Here is a 19,501-nt window from a genome sequence, read left to right as displayed (position 1 = left end):
ACCCTAAAAAACCCGCAACGCTTGATAAATCAAGCTTGCGGGTTTTTTTATGGCTAAAGGTTAATTAAGATCACAGACCCATTAAGCTACTCGCCAAAGTACCCACGAAGCCGGTAGCGCTCTTCATTGAGTGTTGATTTTTGATGCAGTAACCGAAGCTAAGCTTTTAAAAAATGAAGGTTTAAATGAGGGGAGTAACTGAGAGTTTAAAACTGTCTGCTGTAGATAAATTAATAATCAACCTTATTAGCAACGATCCTCATATTACAAACGCACAGTTAGTTGTCGCTAGCGAAACGTCGTTGAGCGCCATCTAAAGGCGAATAAAGGTTTTGAAAATAAGCAGAAGTAATAGTAAGAATTGGGTATTGGCTCTAAAAAACCGGCAATTGTCAGATTAAATAAGTTATTAAATTGAAAGAGTTTTAAATACTTGCCCGCTACTAATTTGCCAAAAGAGCAGTATAGCCATGTTTTACGCGCACTTTGCACCAAGTCATTTAGAAGATGCTATTAAGTTTGGACCACAGTTTTAAGCTAACGTTTTTCAGTTGTGAGATTAGCTATTGTCAGCATTTCTTCAAGCCAGATATCTATAGCTAATTCTGTAGTACCTTTCTTATGAGACCAAGCTAAGTCAGTTGGTGTAGTAATTTTGACGAAGCTATACCTACCAGCTAAATCATATAAATCCGATATAGTTTCAACATTTTTATGGGCACAAGCATTACGAACTAATTGGAGATCCTTTAATTGACTAAAACTACCGAAGGAAGAGATTAAGTTACTCTTATTATTTGGAGAAAGCCCATCAACTATCACAGGAACGTTTTCAATATCTCCCCAAGTAGGTTCTTTTCTAATTAAAAAACTATTATGGCCGGTATCAGATAAATTGTTATTCCTCAAGAACCGAGAAGACTCATAGCCAAGCCTTTTCCAGCAATTACCTATGGTAGTTGTACGTTCTTGTATGAAATCCCCATTTCGAGCAACTGTTCCTCTGCAGGAACTAAAGATAAGCTCTCTACTGAAGGCTGACCAACTTTGCCATATATCTGATATAAGGACTTCGGAACAATAGTTAAATTTCCACTGTTCCGAAGACGGAATTTGTTGGATTTGATAAATTCTTGACTTATATGAGCGGTAACGGCACTCGAATCTTGAATATAGTTTTCCAAGGTGCAAATTAATCACCGCTTAATACGTCAACTAAAACCTGAAACCTAGCTTTGCGTTGAGGAAGCTTAGTTGTGCTTGATAGACACGAATTTACATATTTAGAATGTTCACCCTCATTATCCTGTACTTCATGAGCTTCAGCTAATTCAATCAGTTTTTGATTGATTCTATAAAAATCAAATTCTATGTCATTATTTGGGATTATGTTTACTAATTCATCCATATTAGGGAATCCGTACTTGCAAGCTACAAAAGCAGAAAATAATGAATTGATAACGTATGATTTCATTATAAAGGTGTCATGCACTGGCGATAAGTCTGTTTTCAACATATGAAAAAAATCATCTAAAATAATGTCATAGTGTTCTTGTTGTGAAAAATTGACATCAAAGTTTTTGTATAAATCTTCGAAATGCTTAGCTGTTTTAGCAACAATACCTTTTTCTAATGTAACTATTAAATCTGATATAAACTCACAATCCCCCATTCGTGATAAAAGCTTTTGACCTATTATTTCAAGTTCAGCTAAAAGTGGAGAGTAAGCATCAGCTTGATCAACAATAAACCATTTAAAAGCTCCCTGATAAATAGCATGTCTTTTTTCAGCGGCTGCAAGAGGAGCTGTGTATGCATTTATACGTCTGAACATTTCAAGCAATTCTGGTCTAGTTGCAGACAAAATTACTGTTGCTTCAATTTGGTAAGATAAGAAGCCTTGTTGATCATCCTCATCTAGATCTTTAAAAAACATACCTTTATATTTATTCGAACTATTACCAAGCTTAAATTTATTATTCATGAAGTCTATGATAGTTGTTATTCTTTGTTGACCATCGATTAACTCTTTAATTGGTCTTTTTGTTTTTTCATTAAAAACTTGGTATAGGTATATTTTAGGGAAAGGGTAACTTTCGAGAATAGTATCAATAAAGTACGACTTAGCAGTATCAGGCCAAACTTTCCCCCTTTGGTAATCTCTATTAACAACAACTTCTTTTCTGTGAATTTGCTCTACAAGATCTATAAGTGTAATTTGGCTTACGCTGAGGTTCATTTTTCTATCTTCCAATTTTAGTCCTTTAAATAATAACCCCGCTTGGGTAAATTATAAATCTTTATTTGAATATCGTTAGTGCCCATATATTGCCCAATTACATTAGTTAACACAAGACCTAAGTAGATATCACAAGTAGATAACTGCATTTCAATGTAAATCATTGTTTTTATTCGTCATCTATAGCAATCGAGGCTTTCTGGCCGGGATTCCTCCCAGCTCCACCAATATCGGTTCTTAGGGATAAAATTCACGAGTACGTATTCAGGAGTGATTTTCTTATTACTGAGGTACTCGTAAGAGGCTTTAACAAGGTTTAACCACAGCGATAGATAACACCTTATACTGCCCCGTAGCAGGCTGTGAAGGGCTTTTATGGGGGTATCTACCTTAGTAAATAATACTAAACTTGTATTGCTTTAGATTATTGAAAGTAAGTTGAGATTTGATACGTTTGTAAGGTTGCTGCTTAGCGATGAGATAAAGCAGTAAGTAGATACGAAGTAAACATTAAGCCAGCGCTAAGGCTGGCTTAATGTTTAATACAATAGCTTAAGTGCGGCTATTAACCGCTAACAAAAGGAAAGCTTAAATACAGCTGTATAATGAGTGCGTTGGTAATATCAATGAAGAATGCGCCGACTAAAGGTACTACTAAAAATGCCTGTGGTGAGGGGCCGTAACGAGATACTAAAGATTCCATATTTGCAACTGCGGTAGGCGTTGCGCCTAAACCAAAACCACAATGACCGCCCGCTATTATTGCGGCGTTGTAGTTTTTACCCATTACTCTAAAGGTAATAAAGTAAGCAAACAGCATTAGCATAACGGCTTGTACTAAAATCATAAATATCATTGGGCCGGCTAAGCTCAGCAGCTCCCATATTTTTAACGACATTAAAGCCATGGCTAAAAACATTGATAGCGCCATAGTGCCCCATAAGTCTATACAGGCGCGGCTTACCTTATAAATTTTAGAAAATTCAGTAAGGTTAGTAATAAAAACACCAAATAATAATGGGATTAAAAATGCTGGTAAAATAACGTCAATTGCTTTTAATGCGTCGTAGCCCATGCGGCCTAAGTACATACATAATAATATAACAAACAAGGTTTCCATCATTTTACGCGGTGTTACTAGGTCGTGATCATCTGGGTCGAAGGTAACTGTGTCATCGCGCTCTTCATGGTATGAAGTGTCTGCTTTTAAGTTGTATTTATTAATGAGGCGTCTGCTGACTGGGCCGCCAACTAAGCCACCAAGAATAAGCCCAAGCGTAGCGGCTGCCATTGCCAGTTCAAATACGCTACTTTGCATACCATATTCATTAATAAATAAATCAGCGTACGTAGCACCACTACCATGGCCACCAGAGAGTGTTACAGAGCCGCCAATTAAGCCCATTAAAGGCTCCATACCGGTTGCTACCGCAATAGATATGCCTAAGGCATTTTGTACCAATAAATAAATTGTTGCGACGCCCAAAAACAGTGCGACTTTAGGGCCACCTTTAATTAATAAGCTAAAACTCGCACCCAAACCAACAGTGGTAAAAAACATGGTCATTAATGGGGTTTTAAAAGTCATATCGAATTGAAAGTTAATATCAAAGTAAACGTGCAGAATGGCCGCAATAATAGAAAAGGCAATACCACCCACAACGGGTTCAGGAATGTTGTTGTCTTTAAGAAAAGCAATTTTGCTATTGAGATAATAGCCTGCAAAAAGTATTAACAAAGAAACTAACAAGGTTTCTATAATAGAAATTTCAATATTCATAAGCGCATTTAACCTTTTTAATACGGTATATTTTTGTTTGCACATGAACCAAAGTTTGACCGTGAAGAGGTAATCAACAGATTAGCAGTTCAAAACTTTAGAGCGCCATAAGCAAAAGCAGTACCTTGCAACTTAGCAAATCATTAATAAAAAACAGGCAAAGTTTAATTTTGAGGGCAGGAGCTTAGCATATACCGGTTACCGATCAAGATGCATATTTTAAGTTTGTATACTATTTTGCAGCAAACACAGCCATAAAGTAATTCTTATTCATTAGTTTTAATGTGGTTGTATTTTTTTACAACAAACAAAGTTGGGTGTAATTGTTAAAAGTTGAATAGATAAAGGGACAGTTCATTTTTATTAGTTACGTGTTTGGGCTAATTTATAGCGGGTTATTAACTTTAAAATAGAATCTATAATTAATTGTTGTAAGCATATTTTTAACTTAATGCTGAGCTTTAATGTGCTGTGGCTTTACACAATGCTTATATTTTTTGAACGCAATTTAAACTATGCGTGTTATACCTAATGGTTATACAAAATCACTAAAATAAGCCTCAATATAAGGTGTTATTCACCCTAGAGCATAAATATGGATTTATTGGCTACAGAGTTTGTTACTCCCTGTATAGCGCTGTTACTTATTGTACTTGCAGGCTTTACATCGTTTGTATCTGCCGCGTTTGGTGCCGGTGGCGGGCTGATGTTATTAGTTGTTATGGCATCAATTATGCCAATGACGGTCGTGGTGCCAGTGCATGGCTTAGTACAATTAGGATCGAATGCAAATAGACTAGTGTTGAGCATTAAACATATAGATAAAAATATGTTTATTTACTTTACGCTTGGTGGGTTGGTTGGCGCTGGCATTTCTAGCACTGTAGTTAATGATATTCAGTTAGATGGTATGAAGTTGGCGGTTGCGGTATTTGTGGTTTATTTATTGTGGGGTAAAACACCTAAATTTAAAAACGACTCAAAGCTGGGGCGTTTAGTTGCGGGTTTAATAACGGCATTTATTTCTATGTTTGTTGGCGCAAGTGGACCGCTAGTAGCGAGTTATTTGCATATTAATAATTATGACAAATTAAAGTTCACTGCAACGTTTTCTAGCATTATGACCTTACAGCATGTGTTAAAGGCGTTTGTTTATACTGTTATTGGGTTTAGCTTTTGGCAATGGTTGCCATTGGTGATAGGTATGATTGCCAGTGGTGCGCTAGGCACTTGGTTAGGTATTTATTTACTTAAACGTATGCCTACAGCACGTTTTAAAGCTATTTTTAAGGTTATATTAACACTTATGGCTTGCCAATTGGCTTGGCAAGGCATAAGTGAAATATTGCTATAAGCAGATTATTTTACCGCAGCTTTAATAGGGCTGTCGCCATCAAAAAGCTCAAAAATACAACTGCTATTACATTGATTTTGCGCAATGTTAAATAAAACATGAGCAACGTTTTCTCTGCTTATTTTTGCATTTGAACGATCGCTTGGTCGTGTTGTGCTAATAAGCATTGATGCGGCTTCGTTGGTTAATGCACCCGGTCGTACAATGGTATAACTAAGGCCGCTATTTATTAGGTATCTGTCTGCCATGTGTTTAGCTACTAGGTAAGGTTTTAGATCACTTTGAATTGCATCAGGGTCGTCAGCACCTAACGAGCTCACCATAATAAAGTGTTTAACCCCGTGCTCTTTTGAAAAGTTAATTGCCTTAGTAGCAGCCCACAGATCAATTAATAAGGTTTTATCAGCACCTGTACCGCCGCCTGAGCCAGCAACAAATATAACTTGCTCACAGTCTTTTACTACGTCACTAAAATCGCTTTCTAAATCTTGTTCGATAATAGTTAAATGTACGCTATTTAAATCACTTAGTTTATTTTTATTGCGCACTAAAGCGATTACATTATGCTCATGCTGGAGTAATAACTCGGTAGTCATTTTACCAATTTGCCCGCTTGCGCCAATAATTAAGGTTTTACTCATCATTAACTCCTAAATTTGTTTGCTATTTCAGCTTACAGTAGATCGTGACTCGTTGGTATACCTTTCAAGTATAGCTAACTGATTAAATTTTATTACGAATTAAATCACGCACTATAAAACGAGCAGGGTGAATAGCTTGGCTTACACGCTCGCTGAGTGGGCGCGGCTCGTTGTTTAAACTGCTAATTAAGTGTTCACTGCAAAGTGGCGCACTGCATAAAGCACGTGCACCAAAGCCGGTGAAAATATGTAGCCCTTGTTGTTTTTTACTTAGGGCTTGGTACTGATAGCGTTTACCTAAACGTAAATTAGCAAAGGCAGTTAGGTAATCGCTTTGCTCTACCCACTCTCCTGCCATAGGTAAGTGATCAATAAAACTACAACGCACTGCGGCTTTTGCTGCGGTTATATTGCCTAAGCTAGTTGCAAAATTACAGTGGCCGTAAAAGTTGAGTAATTGCTCGCGATTACTAAGGTTGTCTTGCTCAGTTACTTGTCGGCTTTTGGTGTTTTTTTCAAACGTTGCACCCATGCAATGATGATCTAAATAAGCGGGTGTAAAATAGCCTTTATGGCACAGCACCGTTTTTAGTTTAGTTGACTGCTCACTTGCCTGCACATGCGATACTTGCCCGCGTACACCAACGATTGGTAGTGCTTTAGTTTGTGCAAATGCATCGCTGTGCTCACCTGCACATATAATTACATCGCTAAAGGGGCCAAACTGTTTGCCGTTACTAAAAAGTAGCCAGCCGTTGCTGGTTTTTTTTAATTGTTCTATATGGCAGTTAAAAGTACTTTTATAAGGCGATAAACAATGGGCGGCGCTCAACATAGCATTAACTAGTTGTGGTGGGTTTACCCAGCCACCTTGTTCAAAATATACGCCAGAATAACCAGTAGTAACTCCGGCTATAGTATCTCCTTGCTCTGCGGTTACGTTACGCATTAATGTTTGTGGCCATAATTGCTGCTGGGCTAAATTTTCATGGCGATCAACGAGTGGCTGTTTTACTGCATGCTGCAATACACCGCACCAGCTATGATCAAAACTAAAGCCATCATTGAGTAACTGTTTATAAAGCCGTTTGGCATATAAAAAGCTATGCGCAAATAACTCGCTGTGTGGGGAGTTTTTTGCTTGTAAATGAGGGTATACCGCCCCTTGCACGTTGTGCGATGCCCCCATAGCGGGTGCAGCATCTTGGCAAAATAATTGGCTGCTAATACCTCGCTTAGCTAGGCTGTATAAAATACAGCTGCTGGCAATACCACCACCAATTACCGCCACATTACTAAGCGGGCTTACATCGTGATTAAAATAACTTGGCGCCGATTGCGTATCGTTAGTGTGTTTTAATGTGCCAATTAGCATGCTACGTTTGTGCGCAAATCCTTTAACTTTTTGCATGGTAAAGCCTGCATCACTTAACCCACGACGAACAAAGCCGGCAGCGGTAAAGGTAGCAAGGGTGGCTCCTACTTTTGAAATGTTAACCATGGCATTAAACAGGCTTTGCTGCCACATGTCAGGGTTTTTACTCGGTGCAAAACCATCTAAAAACCAAGCATCTACTATACCTGAGCGCGGATAGCTCATTGTTTTAATCGATTCCAGTGCATCACCAAAATATAAATCGAGCACGATTGTCCCATTATTAAATTCAAGTCGATGGCAGCCTGCTAAATTAATGGGATACTGGCTGATAAGTTGCTCACTTAATAAATTAAGTTCAGGCCATGCTGTTAATATTTTGCTTAAGTCACTTACACTTAATGGGTGTTTTTCAAAGGCAATAAAGTGTAGTCGCTTTACACCATAGTTTAGTTGCTTTTGAACTTGTTGGCGTGCAAGGTGGTCAGTAAAGTGCTGGCATGTATTTAAAAAGTTAAGGCCAGTACCAAAACCGGTTTCGGCTATAACAAAATGTGCTTGGTCATGGCTTTGTAACCGTGTATCTATATTGTTTTGCTGATAAAACACATAATAAGATTCAGCTAAGCCATTATCGTCAGAATAATAAATATCATCGAAGTCATTGGCAACAGGTGTGCCTTGGTGGTTAAAGTGAATGTTGGCGTTTTTTATCATGACCCATTTAATTTTAGAGATGAAATTTTTTAATTATTTTACGTGTTTTCTTTGAAATAGTCTGGCGTTATTTATAAGCTAGCAGTTCAGAGTACAAGTGTACGCTAGAAAGCTGACCACTTAGATGATTAAATTCGCGTAAAATAGAACGCAATTAAGTATTAAGCTAAGGGAATTACCCATGAGAAGAGCCGTAATTACAGGTATCGGTGTTGTATCAAGTATTGGTAACAACAAAGAAGAAGTATTAGAATCGTTAAAAACAGGCCGTAGTGGCATTGCGTTTAACCAAGAATTTGCCGATTACAAGCTACGTAGCAACGTGTCGGGCAAAATTGATATTGACGTTAAAGAACATGTTGACCGCAAAGCAATGCGTTTTATGGGTGATGCTGCTGCCTATTCTTATATTTCAATGACGCAAGCGATTGCAGACTCAGGTTTATCTGACGAGCAAGTGTCAAACGAGCGTACGGGTATTATAGTTGGTTCTGGTGGTGGTTCATCTAAATGGCAAGTAGAAGCGGCTGATATTTTACGCGAAAAAGGCGTAAAGCGTGTAGGTCCTTATATGGTGCCACGTACTATGGCAAGCACCACGTCTGCATGTTTAGCAACACCGTTTAAAATTAAAGGTGTTAACTACTCTATTAGTTCTGCATGTGCTACATCAGCGCACTGTATTGGTAATGCAGTAGAACAAATTCAACTTGGCAAGCAAGATGTTGTTTTTGCTGGTGGTGGTGAAGAGCTGCACTGGACTTTAGCAATGGAATTTGACGCTATGGGCGCACTTTCTACTAAATACAACGAAACACCAGAAAAAGCATCGCGTACGTACGATGCAAACCGCGATGGTTTTGTTATATCTGGTGGTGGCGGTATTGTTGTGGTTGAAGAGCTTGAACATGCTCTTGCTCGTGGCGCACATATTTACGCAGAAATTGTTGGCTATGGTGCAACGTCTGATGGTTACGACATGGTTGCTCCTTCAGGCGAAGGTGCTGCACGCTGTATGCGCCAAGCTATGCAAGACGTAGAAAGTATTGATTATTTAAATACGCATGGCACATCTACTCCAGTGGGCGATGTTAAAGAGCTTGGCGCTATTCAAGACGTATTTGGTGGTAATTCACCAATGATCAGCGCAACTAAAGCAATGACAGGCCATGCCCTAGGTGCGGCGGGTGTTCACGAGGCTATTTTCTCTTTATTAATGCTAGAGCATGGCTTTGTTGCACCATCAATTAATATTGATGAATTAGACGAGCAAGCTGCAGGCCTTGATATTGTTACATCACGTCGTGATGTTGAGTTAAATACTGTAATGTCGAACAGCTTTGGCTTTGGTGGTACAAATGCCACGTTAGTTATGAGTAAATATAAAGGTTAATTAGTTTCTTACTAAATACCCAAAGCCGAGCATTGCTCGGCTTTTTAGTTTGTGCAAAGCCTAGGTTGTTCGTTACAATAGCGACCCTTAATTGCCAAACGGACTCTGTATGAAAATTCTTGCCGATCAGAATATGCCTTTAGTTGAGCAGTACTTTGCAGACATTGGTGAAGTTGAGCGTTTTGATGGGCGACAATTAACAGCCGATCAACTAATAGACGTAGATGTGCTGCTTACTCGCTCAGTCACTCAGGTTAATAATGAGCTTTTAGCACACGCTAACAAACTAAGCTTTGTTGGCACCGCAACAATTGGTGTTGATCATATTGATACGCAATTATTAAATGATAAAAATATTGCCTTTAGTAGCGCGCCAGGCTGCAACGCAATTGCGGTAGCCGAGTATGTAATAAGCAGTTTATATGCCTTAAGCCAAGAAAACGCCCGCCCACTTAATAATCAAACAATAGGTATAGTTGGCGTAGGCAGTATTGGCAGTTGTTTGGCGCAAAAATTACAAGCGCTGAATTTAACTGTACTTTTATGTGATCCAATAAAACATGCGCAAGACTTATTAAACGAGCACGTAGCACTTGATCAATTACTTGCGCAGTCAGATATTGTAACTTTTCATGTTCCGCTTATAAAAAGTGGCGAGCATAAAACGCTACATATGATGGATAAAGCCAGATTAAAAGCGCTCAAACCCGGGCTTACGTTAATTAATGCAAGCCGTGGTGATGTGATTGACAATCAAGCATTATTAGAAGTGATGCAAGCGGGTGCCGATTTAGATTTAGTGCTTGATGTATGGGAAAACGAACCCACTATTTTAACTGAGCTATTGGAGCATGTGCGCTATGCAAGCGTTCACATTGCAGGGCACACCCTTGAAGGGAAAGCCCGTGGTACACAAATATTGTATCAAAAGTTTTGTGAACTAAAAGGGATAGAAGCAACAAAGTCGCTCGACGAGTTTTTACCCGTGCCTGCAATTACGCAAGCTACATTAGGACAAAGTTTTAATGAAGCTGATATTGCGCGTTTGGTGCATTTAATTTACGACGTACGCCGTGATGACGGTATTTTACTGCGTGATTTAGCGAATAACGGTTTTGATAGTTTACGTAAAAACTACCCTGTAAGACGAGAATTTAGCACTTTAACAATACAAGGTGATAGCTCGCAGCTAGCCGCTTTAGCCCAGCTTGGGTTTACTGTTGCAAACTAATTTAACTAGCGATGTTGTTTTAATATCGCTTAAAGAGGAATAAATATGTCGCAAAAATATAACGTTGTGGTACTTGGTGCTACAGGTTTAGTTGGTCGTCAAATCATTGAAACATTAGCAGATCGTAAATTTCCAGTGGATCAACTTTTTTTACTTGCTAGCAGCCGCAGCGCAGGCGAAGACATTAAGTTTTGTGGTGAGACCATTGAAGTACTAGATGTTGAAGGCTTTGACTTTAGCCAAGCGCACATAGGCTTCTTCTCTGCTGGTGGTAGTGTGTCAGAGCAGTACGCGCCAATTGCTGCAGATGCTGGTTGTGTAGTAATCGACAATACATCATTTTTTAGAAATGATTTTGAAGTCCCTCTAATCGTACCAGAAGTTAACGCAGCAAGCTTAGCCGATTTTAGAAATCGTAACATAATTGCCAACCCTAACTGTTCAACTATTCAGATGATGTTGGCACTAAAACCAATATACGATGCTTACGGAATTGACCGTATTAATGTATCAACATATCAAGCAGTGTCGGGCGCAGGTAAAAAAGCGGTTGATGAGTTAGCAAAGCAAACCGCTAACTTAATGAATGCCCGTCCAGTTGACAGCGATATATTTCCTAAGCAAATTGCGTTTAACGTGATCCCACAAATAGATGCATTTGAAGATAACGGCTACACCCGTGAAGAAATGAAAATGGTTAACGAAACGCATAAAATATTAGGCGATACTACCATTGCAGTAAACCCAACGTGTGTAAGAGTACCGGTGTTTTTTGGTCATTCAGAGTCAATCAATATAGAAACACGTATGCCATATGACCTTGAACACGTAAAACAGTTATTAAACGACGCGCCAGGTGTTGAGCTTATTGATGATGCGGGCGATTACCCAACAGCGGTATCTGATGCCAGCGGTAATGACACAGTTTATATTGGTCGTTTACGCGCCGATATTTCACATCCACATGGTTTAAATATGTGGGTTGTAAGCGATAATACCCGCAAAGGTGCAGCAACAAATAGCATACAAATTGCAGAAGAGCTTATTGCTAACTACATGTAATTACTTATAGCTTTAAAGCAAAAAAAGCGGTAAACATTATTTGTTTGCCGCTTTTTGTTTATATGGCTGTCAATTAATTGCCGCATATAATTTAAAAGCGTATAAAGATGTTGATGTAACAGATTTAAATACTTTTAATTATAAATTTAAGGTATTTATTTTCAAAGTGTTGCGATGGATATTAGTGGCTAACTGGTTTATAGTTTGTAACTGGAATAGAGCTTGCAATAAAAATAGATTGTAATAAAAAATGTGAGTCAGCCATTTGGTTGATAACGGCAAGAATAATCAATGTTTATGCGCCCACTTTGTGGCGCTACGTTAACATTTAAACATTAAAGGATCAGCATGCGCGGTTTAGCTTCACTTATTATATTGGCGTCTGCATTGATAGTCACTTCTGTTTACTCTCAAGACAGTACCCAACTAAAGGGGCCTAAAGGCGTTGACTATGGTGTGCAAGGACGAGCAATAGGGCCAATAAAACCGACCGATACACTCTGGCGTATTGCTGTTAAAGTTCGTCCTGATAACTCTGTAAGCATTTATCAAGTTATGCAGGCCTTGTATAACAAAAATCCAAATTCATTTTTAGAACAAAACCTTAACCACATGCAAAGTGGTGCCTATTTAAACATACCCACCTTAGCTGAAATTAAAAGTGTTAGCTCTGAGCTAGCAAGACAGCGCTCTGAACAAGACGACAAGTTATGGGAAAAAAAGAAAAACGGCACGCTAACGCAAAGCGAAATTAATACAGCTCAAACCAAAGTAACGCAAGCGCGTAAAGTTGACGTAGACGAAGCTAAAAAAGAATTACAAAAAGAATTAAATGACATAAAAACGGATCAAAGTAATAGATTAGTTGAGCTGCAACAGCAATTTAAAAGTTCGGTAAACAATGTTGAAGAAATATTAGTAGAGAATAACAAGCTTAAAAAACAACTCACAGGAATTTCACAAGAGCTAAAAAACTTACGCGAGCAACTAGGCCAAGACAGCGAAATACAGCTGCAACTTAAAGAATTAATAGTTAAACAAAATGAAATAATAGCGCAACAAAAAATCAAAGACGCCAAACAAGATGCCGAATTTGACTTAGGAGCCTTGCTATCTAATCCGCTGGTTTTAATTTTGTTAATGACTATACCTGCATTATTAATTATTTTTGCCGTTGTAATGTTGTTACGTAAACGCGCAAATAACACAGAACAAAATAACCAAGAAGATGAAGAGTTTTTACCGCAAACTCCCGTTTATAGCAGTGATGACAGCGATGATGTTGTAAGTGCAGCTAGCCACGACGATCCTATTATTCCTGATCCGTTGGATGATTTAAGTGTTCAATTAGATGACGGTATTTCGGATGACGCGCTGTTAGATGACGATGTAGCGTTTGACGACTCATTAGACGATAGCAATTTATTAGATCAAGATGAGTTAGAAAGCTTACTGAGCGATGACATCATTTTTGATGATGAAGACGGCCAAGACGATGATGAGCTCGATATTTTTATGCAGCAAGGCTTTGATGAGCCTGTAGATGACAGCTTAGAGGACACTATTGATTTAGACTTAAACACATCACAAAACAGTGATGATATTTTAAGTGCTGATGATTTAGATAGCTTATTTGATGAAGACGATAGCTTACCAGAAATTGAATCGAGTGATAGCGACAAAGTAGCACCAGAGAGTGGGGATTCTCACGATGAAATATCTGCCTTTAGTGAAGAGTTAGCAAGTGAAGATGACGATTTTGATATTGATGATTTATTAGAATCAGAGCAATCATCAATACCAAAAAATACAGAAGAGTTGGTAGAGGAAAACGACGACTTTGACTTAGATGATATCGACAGCTTAATCGATGAAGTAAGTGAGCAGGACGATGCTCTGCCTGAAAAGCAAAGCAGCGCTACAGAGCTCGTAGAAGAAAACGACGACTTTGATTTAGACGATATCGACAGCTTAATCGATGAAGAAAGCGAACAGGGCGATGATCTGCTTGAAGAGCAAAACAGCGCTACAGAGCTAGTTGAAGAAAACGACGACTTTGATTTAGATGATATCGACAGCTTAATTGACGAAGCAAACGTTCAGGGCGATGATCTGCTTGAAGAGCAAAACAGCGCTACAGAGCTAGTTGAAGAAAACGACGACTTTGATTTAGATGATATCGATAGCTTAATCGATGAAGCAAACGAGCAGGGCGATGATCTGCTGGAAGAGCAAAGCAGCGCTACAGAGCTCGTAGAAGAGAATGACGACTTTGATTTAGATGACATCGATAGCTTAATCGATGAAGCAAACGAGCAGGATGATGATCTGCTTGAAGAACAAAGCAGCACGACACAATTAGTTGAAGAAAATGATGGTGTTGATATTGACGACATCGACAGCTTAATCGACGAAGTTAGCGAACAAAGCGATGAAGAGCAGCCAGAAACAGCGCTTGAAGAGCAATATAATACAGCTGAGTTAGTAGAAGAAGCTGATGACTTTGACTTAGATGATATTGACGATATCGACAGCTTAATCGATGAAGTAAGTGAGCAGGATGATGAAGAACAGCCTGAAGCACCGCTTGAAGAGCAAAATAATACAGCTGAGTTAGTAGAAGAAGCCGATGACTTCGACTTAGATGATATTGACGACATCGACAGCTTAATCGACGAAGTTAGTGAACAAAGCGAGGGAGAGCAGCCTGAAGCACCGCTTGAAGAGCAAAATAATACAGCTGAGTTAGTAGAAGAAGCCGATGACTTCGACTTAGATGATATTGACGATATCGACAGCTTAATCGATGAAGTAAGTGAGCAGGATGATGAAGAACAGCCTGAAGCACCGCTTGAAGAGCAATATAATACAGCTGAGTTAGTAGAAGAAACTGATGACTTCGACTTAGATGATATTGACGATATCGACAGCTTAATTGATAACTTAGACGACGACCTTGATGAACATGATGCACAAATAGATACAGCCCTTGCTGAATCAGTAGAGGATTTAGAAAAAGCGCAGCAAGAGTTAAATAGTGAAGACGCTGAATCTGTTGCCTCATCATTCAGTGAAAATACAGAGTCAGCACTTGAGTCAGAACCAGAGCTTGCAGTAGAAGAGCAAGACGATTTTGGCGACTCAATTATAGAGGATTACTCAGATACATCGCAGACGTTACTCGATCCTGAAGATGCGCTTGAAGAATATAATGACGATAATTTAAAAAGTGTTGATGAGCTTTTAAATGAGCTACAACAAGCATCCGATGATGAAGAGTATGTAGAACCCCCTCAGTGGTCGGTTGATGATTTTAATGATGTAACAGAAGCCGAATTAGGTGACGACCCTCTAGGTATTGAAAATGATGAATCTGAATTATTAGCAGATGAGTCAGTGCCTGATGTAGCAGCGCCAAGCGAAGAGCTTGATGTAGACGAATACCCTGAGCTAGATCTGAATGACGATGCAATACTAACAGCAGATGAACAGCAAGCGTTTACTCCGCAAGAGCTGCAAGGCGATAACCTAGATGGTGATGCTAAAGGTATGGCCTCGAGTCAAGCTGAACAAGATCTTGCAAACTCGCTACTAGCCGGTGGTAATTTAGATAGTTTAAATGATGACTTTGACGATGAACTATTAATTGAAAATGATTTTTCAGAGCTCGATAGTGAACAACAAAATGAAGATGAATTATTAGCAATAACCTCACCACCAGAGGTTGATACAAGTAATTCGTCTGAGCAGCAATTAAATGATGACGTTAGTGATGATTTGCTTAACGAAGTAGACGATATTCAAATTGAGCAATTAAATGAAGAGTTAGATGAGAAGTTAATTGATGAGCAAACAAATGTAGACCGTGAAGCGGCATTAATGCCAACAGAGTTACCGCATAACGGTGAAGTTGCATCGGATGATGAGCTTGATGACGAGTTTATGGCCGATTTAACTCAGACCGACTTTGATGCATTACTAAATGAATTAGCCGATGCTGATGAGCTGGATATTGCAGACAGTAGTGAGTTTGACGTTGATTTTAATAACTTACTCAGTGATGAAATAGATACTGATGAATCAGCTTTAGCGCCACAGCCAACTGTTAACAGCAATACTATTGAGCAAACTAGCAAAGATGAGTTTGTAGATATTGATGCGTTATTAGAGCAAAGTGACGACGCAGATACAGAGCACGAACCTTACGATGATGTGAATATGGACGTAGGGCTAGGTGATTTTGACTCATTACTGGCCGGCGATAACCCAACAGATGTTGATGCTGAAAGTGGCGGTTATTCTGCTAAATTAGACTTAGCCCGCGCTTATATTGAAATAGATGATTTTGACTCAGCGCTTAAGGTTATCGAAGACGTTATTAATAAAGGCCCTGAAGAAGTTCAACAAGAAGCGCTTAGCTTAAAAGCTAAACTTAAATAAAATAAAGAGCATAAATTTAAAGCCCGTAATTTTACTAATTACGGGCTTTTTTAATCGGGATAGGTTTGATTATAGCGCAGCTGCTTTTATTGCATCGCTAGATAGCATAAAATGCCCCGTTCATTAGCACAGTAGGTAAAGCAGTAATTATGCGAGTAGCACTTGGAGTTGAATACAACGGCGCACGCTATAGTGGTTGGCAACGACAATCACACGTAAACAGCGTACAACAAGAAGTAGAAACAGCGTTATCGCGTATTTGTAATCATCCGGTTGCAATTGTATGCGCAGGGCGCACCGATGCCGGTGTGCATGGTACCGGGCAAGTTGTGCACTTTGATACAGATGCACCACGCGATATGGTGGCATTTACTTTAGGCATGAATACATTGTTGCCAAAAGATATTGCTATTCGTTTTGCTCAGCCAGTGGCTGATGATTTTCATGCTCGTTTTAGTGCTACAGCACGCCGTTATCGTTATGTTATTTATAATAACCCACTTCGTGGCGCGGTATTAAACGAAGGTGTTACGCACTTTCATCACACGCTTGATGAAACTAAAATGCAAGAAGCGTGTCAGTATTTAATAGGTAAATACGACTTTACGTCGTTCCGCGCTATTCACTGCCAAGCAAATACTGCTATTAGAACAATTCAGCATTTATCGGTACAGCGCCAAGGCAGTTACGTTATTATAGATATTAAAGCCAATGCTTTTTTACATCATATGGTACGTAATATAACGGGTTGTTTAATGGATATAGGCTTACATAAACAACAACCTGTTTGGCTAAAAGAATTGCTAGATTTAAAAGAGCGAGCAAAGGCAAGTGCAACCGCTAAAGCTGCCGGTTTATACCTGGTAGATGTTGATTATCCTGAACAATTTAACATACCTAAAACGCCATTAGGACCTTTGTTTTTACCAGATATTAGTATTTAATTAGGTGGTTTTTAACTGTTTAATCTAAGCGCTGGCAACTACTAAGACCAGTTTTTGATACCGTGTTAGTGTAATTCATGTTTTAATTGAGAAAATTTGTTTGCATGATAAGCATGCAAGCTCGCGACACAGAACAGCATTAAGAGAGTTGCAAATGAGTTGGCTAGAAAAAATCTTACCTAAAACGACAAAAGCATCAGGTCGTAAAGAAATTCCAGAAGGTGTTTGGGCTAAGTGTACATCGTGTGATTCTATTTTGTATAAAGCCGAATTAGAAAAAGCATTGAATGTATGTCCTAAGTGCGATCATCATATGCGTATTAGTGGGCGTAAGCGCCTTGAGTATTTTTTAGATGAAGGTGACCGTGTAGAACTTGGTACACAGCACGAACCTAAAGATGTGCTTAAATTTAGAGACTCAAAAAAATACTCTGACCGTATTACAGCGGCGCAAAAATCAAGTGGTGAAAAAGACGCGCTTGTGGCAATGAAGGGACATTTAAAAGGTATTCCTGTAGCTGCTGTAGCATTTGAATTCTCATTTATGGGCGGTTCAATGGCATCGGTAGTAGGTGCTCGTTTTGTTGACGCTGTTGATCAATGCTTAGAGCATAATATGCCACTTATTTGTTTTTCGGCATCTGGCGGCGCACGTATGCAAGAAGCACTTATTTCATTAATGCAAATGGCTAAAACCAGTGCCGCGCTTGCTAAAATGACAGAAAAAGGCTTACCATTTATTTCAGTTATGACTGATCCAACAATGGGCGGTGTTTCTGCATCGCTTGCTATGTTGGGCGACATTAACGTAGGCGAGCCAAAAGCATTAATTGGTTTTGCAGGGCCGCGTGTTATTGAGCAGACAGTGCGTGAAACACTCCCTGAAGGTTTTCAGCGTAGTGAATTCTTGCTTGAACACGGTGCAATAGACATGATTATTGACCGTCGTGAAATGCGCGATACATTGGCACGCATCTTGGCTAAGTTTATGAACTTGCCTTCTACTGAGCAAGAGCATAGAGTAGCGTAAATTTAAGCTTTATTGATCTAACGCTATGACAAAAACAATTCCTAGCCAATCATCAAGCCTTGATGATTGGCTTTTTTATTTAGAAAGTGTTCACCCTGCAAATATTGCAATGGGGCTAGAACGCGTTGCCAGTGTTGCTAATAACATTGGGCTATTAAACACCTCAAGTAAAATTATTTTGATTGCCGGTACCAATGGTAAAGGCACCACAGCACGCTGCCTAGAGTCGTTACTTTTAGCGCAAGGCCTTAGCGTAGGTACGTATGCTTCACCACATTTAACGCACTATAACGAACGTGTACGGGTAAATGGGCAAGAGCTTAGCGATCAGTATCATGTTGATGCCTTTCATTTACTAGAACAAGGGCGCAAAGATACCGCACTCACTTATTTTGAATATGGCACCTTGGCTGCGCTGGCAATTTTTAAGCGCTGTGAGGTTGACTACGTACTCTTAGAGGTAGGTTTAGGCGGGCGTTATGACGCCACTAATATTGTTACGCCTTTTGCGAGTGTTATTACCACTATCGATTTAGATCACAAAGAATACTTAGGTGATACGCGTGAACTCGTTGCTTATGACAAAGCGGGTATTTTTCGTGAAAATACGCCGGCTATTATTGGCGATTTAAATATTCCCCATACCATGACTGATTATGGCGATGAAATAAATGCCAAGATGGTTTTATCAGGGAGTGACTTTATATTTAAAGAACACGCAGATACCTTTAGCTGGCAATACCAACAGTACAACCTTGAATTAGCTAAACCAGCAATTCCTAGTCAAAATGCAGCAACAGCGTTAACCACGCTAAGTGTGTTAAATTTACTCCCGAGTGAGTCGGTGATCAAAGCCTGTTTAGCAAACCTGGTTGTGGAAGGGCGTTTTGAGCAGTTAAGCGACCAACCCTTGGTATATACCGATGTAGCGCATAATCCTGAATCGGCTCGATATTTAGCAAGTAAATTACTAAGCTACAAAGATAAAGGCTTTAAAATTCATGCATTAGTCGCTATGCTTGCTGATAAAGATAAAGCAGGTGTGCTTAAAGAAGTAAGCCATTTAGTTGATCAATGGTCGTTAGCGAGTTTAAATGGCCCTCGTGGTGATAGCGCTAGCAACTTACAAAATGCGCTACAAAGCATACCGCATAATGATATTAAGCATAGTTATAATAGCGTAGCAGCAGCACTCGATGTAATTTTGCCAACACAACAAAACGACACAGTTTTGATTGTTTTTGGTTCATTTTTTACCGTTGCTGGCGCTATTGATTACTTTAAAAAATAGAGAG

Annotated in this window: 13 protein-coding genes; 8 read left to right on the top strand and 5 right to left on the bottom strand. The window is 39.2% G+C overall.

Annotation, left to right across the window (positions count from 1 at the left end; translation table 11 throughout):
- Positions 1-537 precede the first annotated feature (537 nt).
- The 3 genes from RB215_RS10255 to gltS all read right to left on the bottom strand — a co-directional run bounded on the left by RB215_RS10255 (position 538) and on the right by gltS (position 4,019).
- The gene (locus tag RB215_RS10255) at positions 538-1,191 is read right to left on the bottom strand and encodes a hypothetical protein (RefSeq protein WP_208834159.1); all 654 of its coding nucleotides are present in this window, start codon (positions 1,189-1,191) and stop codon (positions 538-540) included.
- A 1-nt stretch (position 1,192) separates the two neighbouring features.
- Positions 1,193-2,254 (bottom strand): DUF262 domain-containing protein, encoded by a 1,062-nt coding sequence (locus RB215_RS10250; RefSeq protein WP_244363750.1) that lies wholly within the window; start codon positions 2,252-2,254, stop codon positions 1,193-1,195.
- A gap of 550 nt (positions 2,255-2,804) precedes the next feature.
- The gene (gene gltS, locus RB215_RS10245) at positions 2,805-4,019 is read right to left on the bottom strand and encodes a sodium/glutamate symporter (RefSeq protein ID WP_011328742.1); all 1,215 of its coding nucleotides are present in this window, start codon (positions 4,017-4,019) and stop codon (positions 2,805-2,807) included.
- 595 nt (positions 4,020-4,614) lie between these two features.
- Between gltS and RB215_RS10240 the strand changes: the two genes are divergently transcribed.
- Positions 4,615-5,373 carry a sulfite exporter TauE/SafE family protein gene (locus RB215_RS10240; protein ID WP_309216316.1) on the top strand — a complete coding sequence of 253 codons (759 nt, stop codon included), beginning with the start codon at positions 4,615-4,617 and terminating at the stop codon, positions 5,371-5,373.
- A gap of 5 nt (positions 5,374-5,378) precedes the next feature.
- On the opposite strand, the gene RB215_RS10235 is transcribed toward RB215_RS10240, so the two are convergent.
- Positions 5,379-6,014, bottom strand: a complete 636-nt coding sequence (locus RB215_RS10235) for an NAD(P)-binding oxidoreductase (RefSeq protein ID WP_011328740.1) — start codon at positions 6,012-6,014, stop codon at positions 5,379-5,381.
- An 82-nt stretch (positions 6,015-6,096) separates the two neighbouring features.
- A complete protein-coding gene (gene mnmC / locus RB215_RS10230; protein WP_011328739.1) occupies positions 6,097-8,106 on the bottom strand; it encodes a bifunctional tRNA (5-methylaminomethyl-2-thiouridine)(34)-methyltransferase MnmD/FAD-dependent 5-carboxymethylaminomethyl-2-thiouridine(34) oxidoreductase MnmC in 2,010 nt (669 codons plus the stop codon).
- A 181-nt stretch (positions 8,107-8,287) separates the two neighbouring features.
- On the opposite strand from mnmC, the gene fabB reads away from it, so the two are divergent.
- The 7 genes from fabB (at position 8,288) to folC (ending at position 19,497) form a co-directional block, all read left to right on the top strand.
- Positions 8,288-9,499, top strand: a complete 1,212-nt coding sequence (fabB, locus tag RB215_RS10225; protein WP_309216315.1) for a beta-ketoacyl-ACP synthase I — start codon at positions 8,288-8,290, stop codon at positions 9,497-9,499.
- 109 nt (positions 9,500-9,608) lie between these two features.
- The gene (locus tag RB215_RS10220) at positions 9,609-10,730 is read left to right on the top strand and encodes a 4-phosphoerythronate dehydrogenase (RefSeq protein ID WP_309216314.1); all 1,122 of its coding nucleotides are present in this window, start codon (positions 9,609-9,611) and stop codon (positions 10,728-10,730) included.
- Between the two features lie 45 nt (positions 10,731-10,775).
- Positions 10,776-11,792, top strand: a complete 1,017-nt coding sequence (locus RB215_RS10215; protein WP_011328736.1) for an aspartate-semialdehyde dehydrogenase — start codon at positions 10,776-10,778, stop codon at positions 11,790-11,792.
- 348 nt (positions 11,793-12,140) lie between these two features.
- On the top strand, positions 12,141-16,232 hold the full coding sequence (locus RB215_RS10210) for a FimV/HubP family polar landmark protein (protein ID WP_309216313.1): 4,092 nt from the start codon (positions 12,141-12,143) through the stop codon (positions 16,230-16,232).
- A gap of 149 nt (positions 16,233-16,381) precedes the next feature.
- Positions 16,382-17,176 (top strand): tRNA pseudouridine(38-40) synthase TruA, encoded by a 795-nt coding sequence (truA, locus tag RB215_RS10205; protein ID WP_011328733.1) that lies wholly within the window; start codon positions 16,382-16,384, stop codon positions 17,174-17,176.
- Between the two features lie 154 nt (positions 17,177-17,330).
- Complete coding sequence (gene accD / locus RB215_RS10200) at positions 17,331-18,206, top strand: acetyl-CoA carboxylase, carboxyltransferase subunit beta (protein WP_011328732.1); 876 nt, start codon at positions 17,331-17,333, stop codon at positions 18,204-18,206.
- Positions 18,207-18,231: 25 nt separating this feature from the next.
- The gene (folC, locus tag RB215_RS10195) at positions 18,232-19,497 is read left to right on the top strand and encodes a bifunctional tetrahydrofolate synthase/dihydrofolate synthase (RefSeq protein WP_086998467.1); all 1,266 of its coding nucleotides are present in this window, start codon (positions 18,232-18,234) and stop codon (positions 19,495-19,497) included.
- Positions 19,498-19,501 lie beyond the last annotated feature (4 nt).

This window comes from Pseudoalteromonas sp. HL-AS2 (assembly GCF_031198805.1).
Classification (GTDB): Bacteria; Pseudomonadota; Gammaproteobacteria; order Enterobacterales; family Alteromonadaceae; genus Pseudoalteromonas; species Pseudoalteromonas nigrifaciens.
Note: the sequence above shows the minus strand (reverse complement) of the source record. Positions and strands in the feature narration are given on the sequence as shown.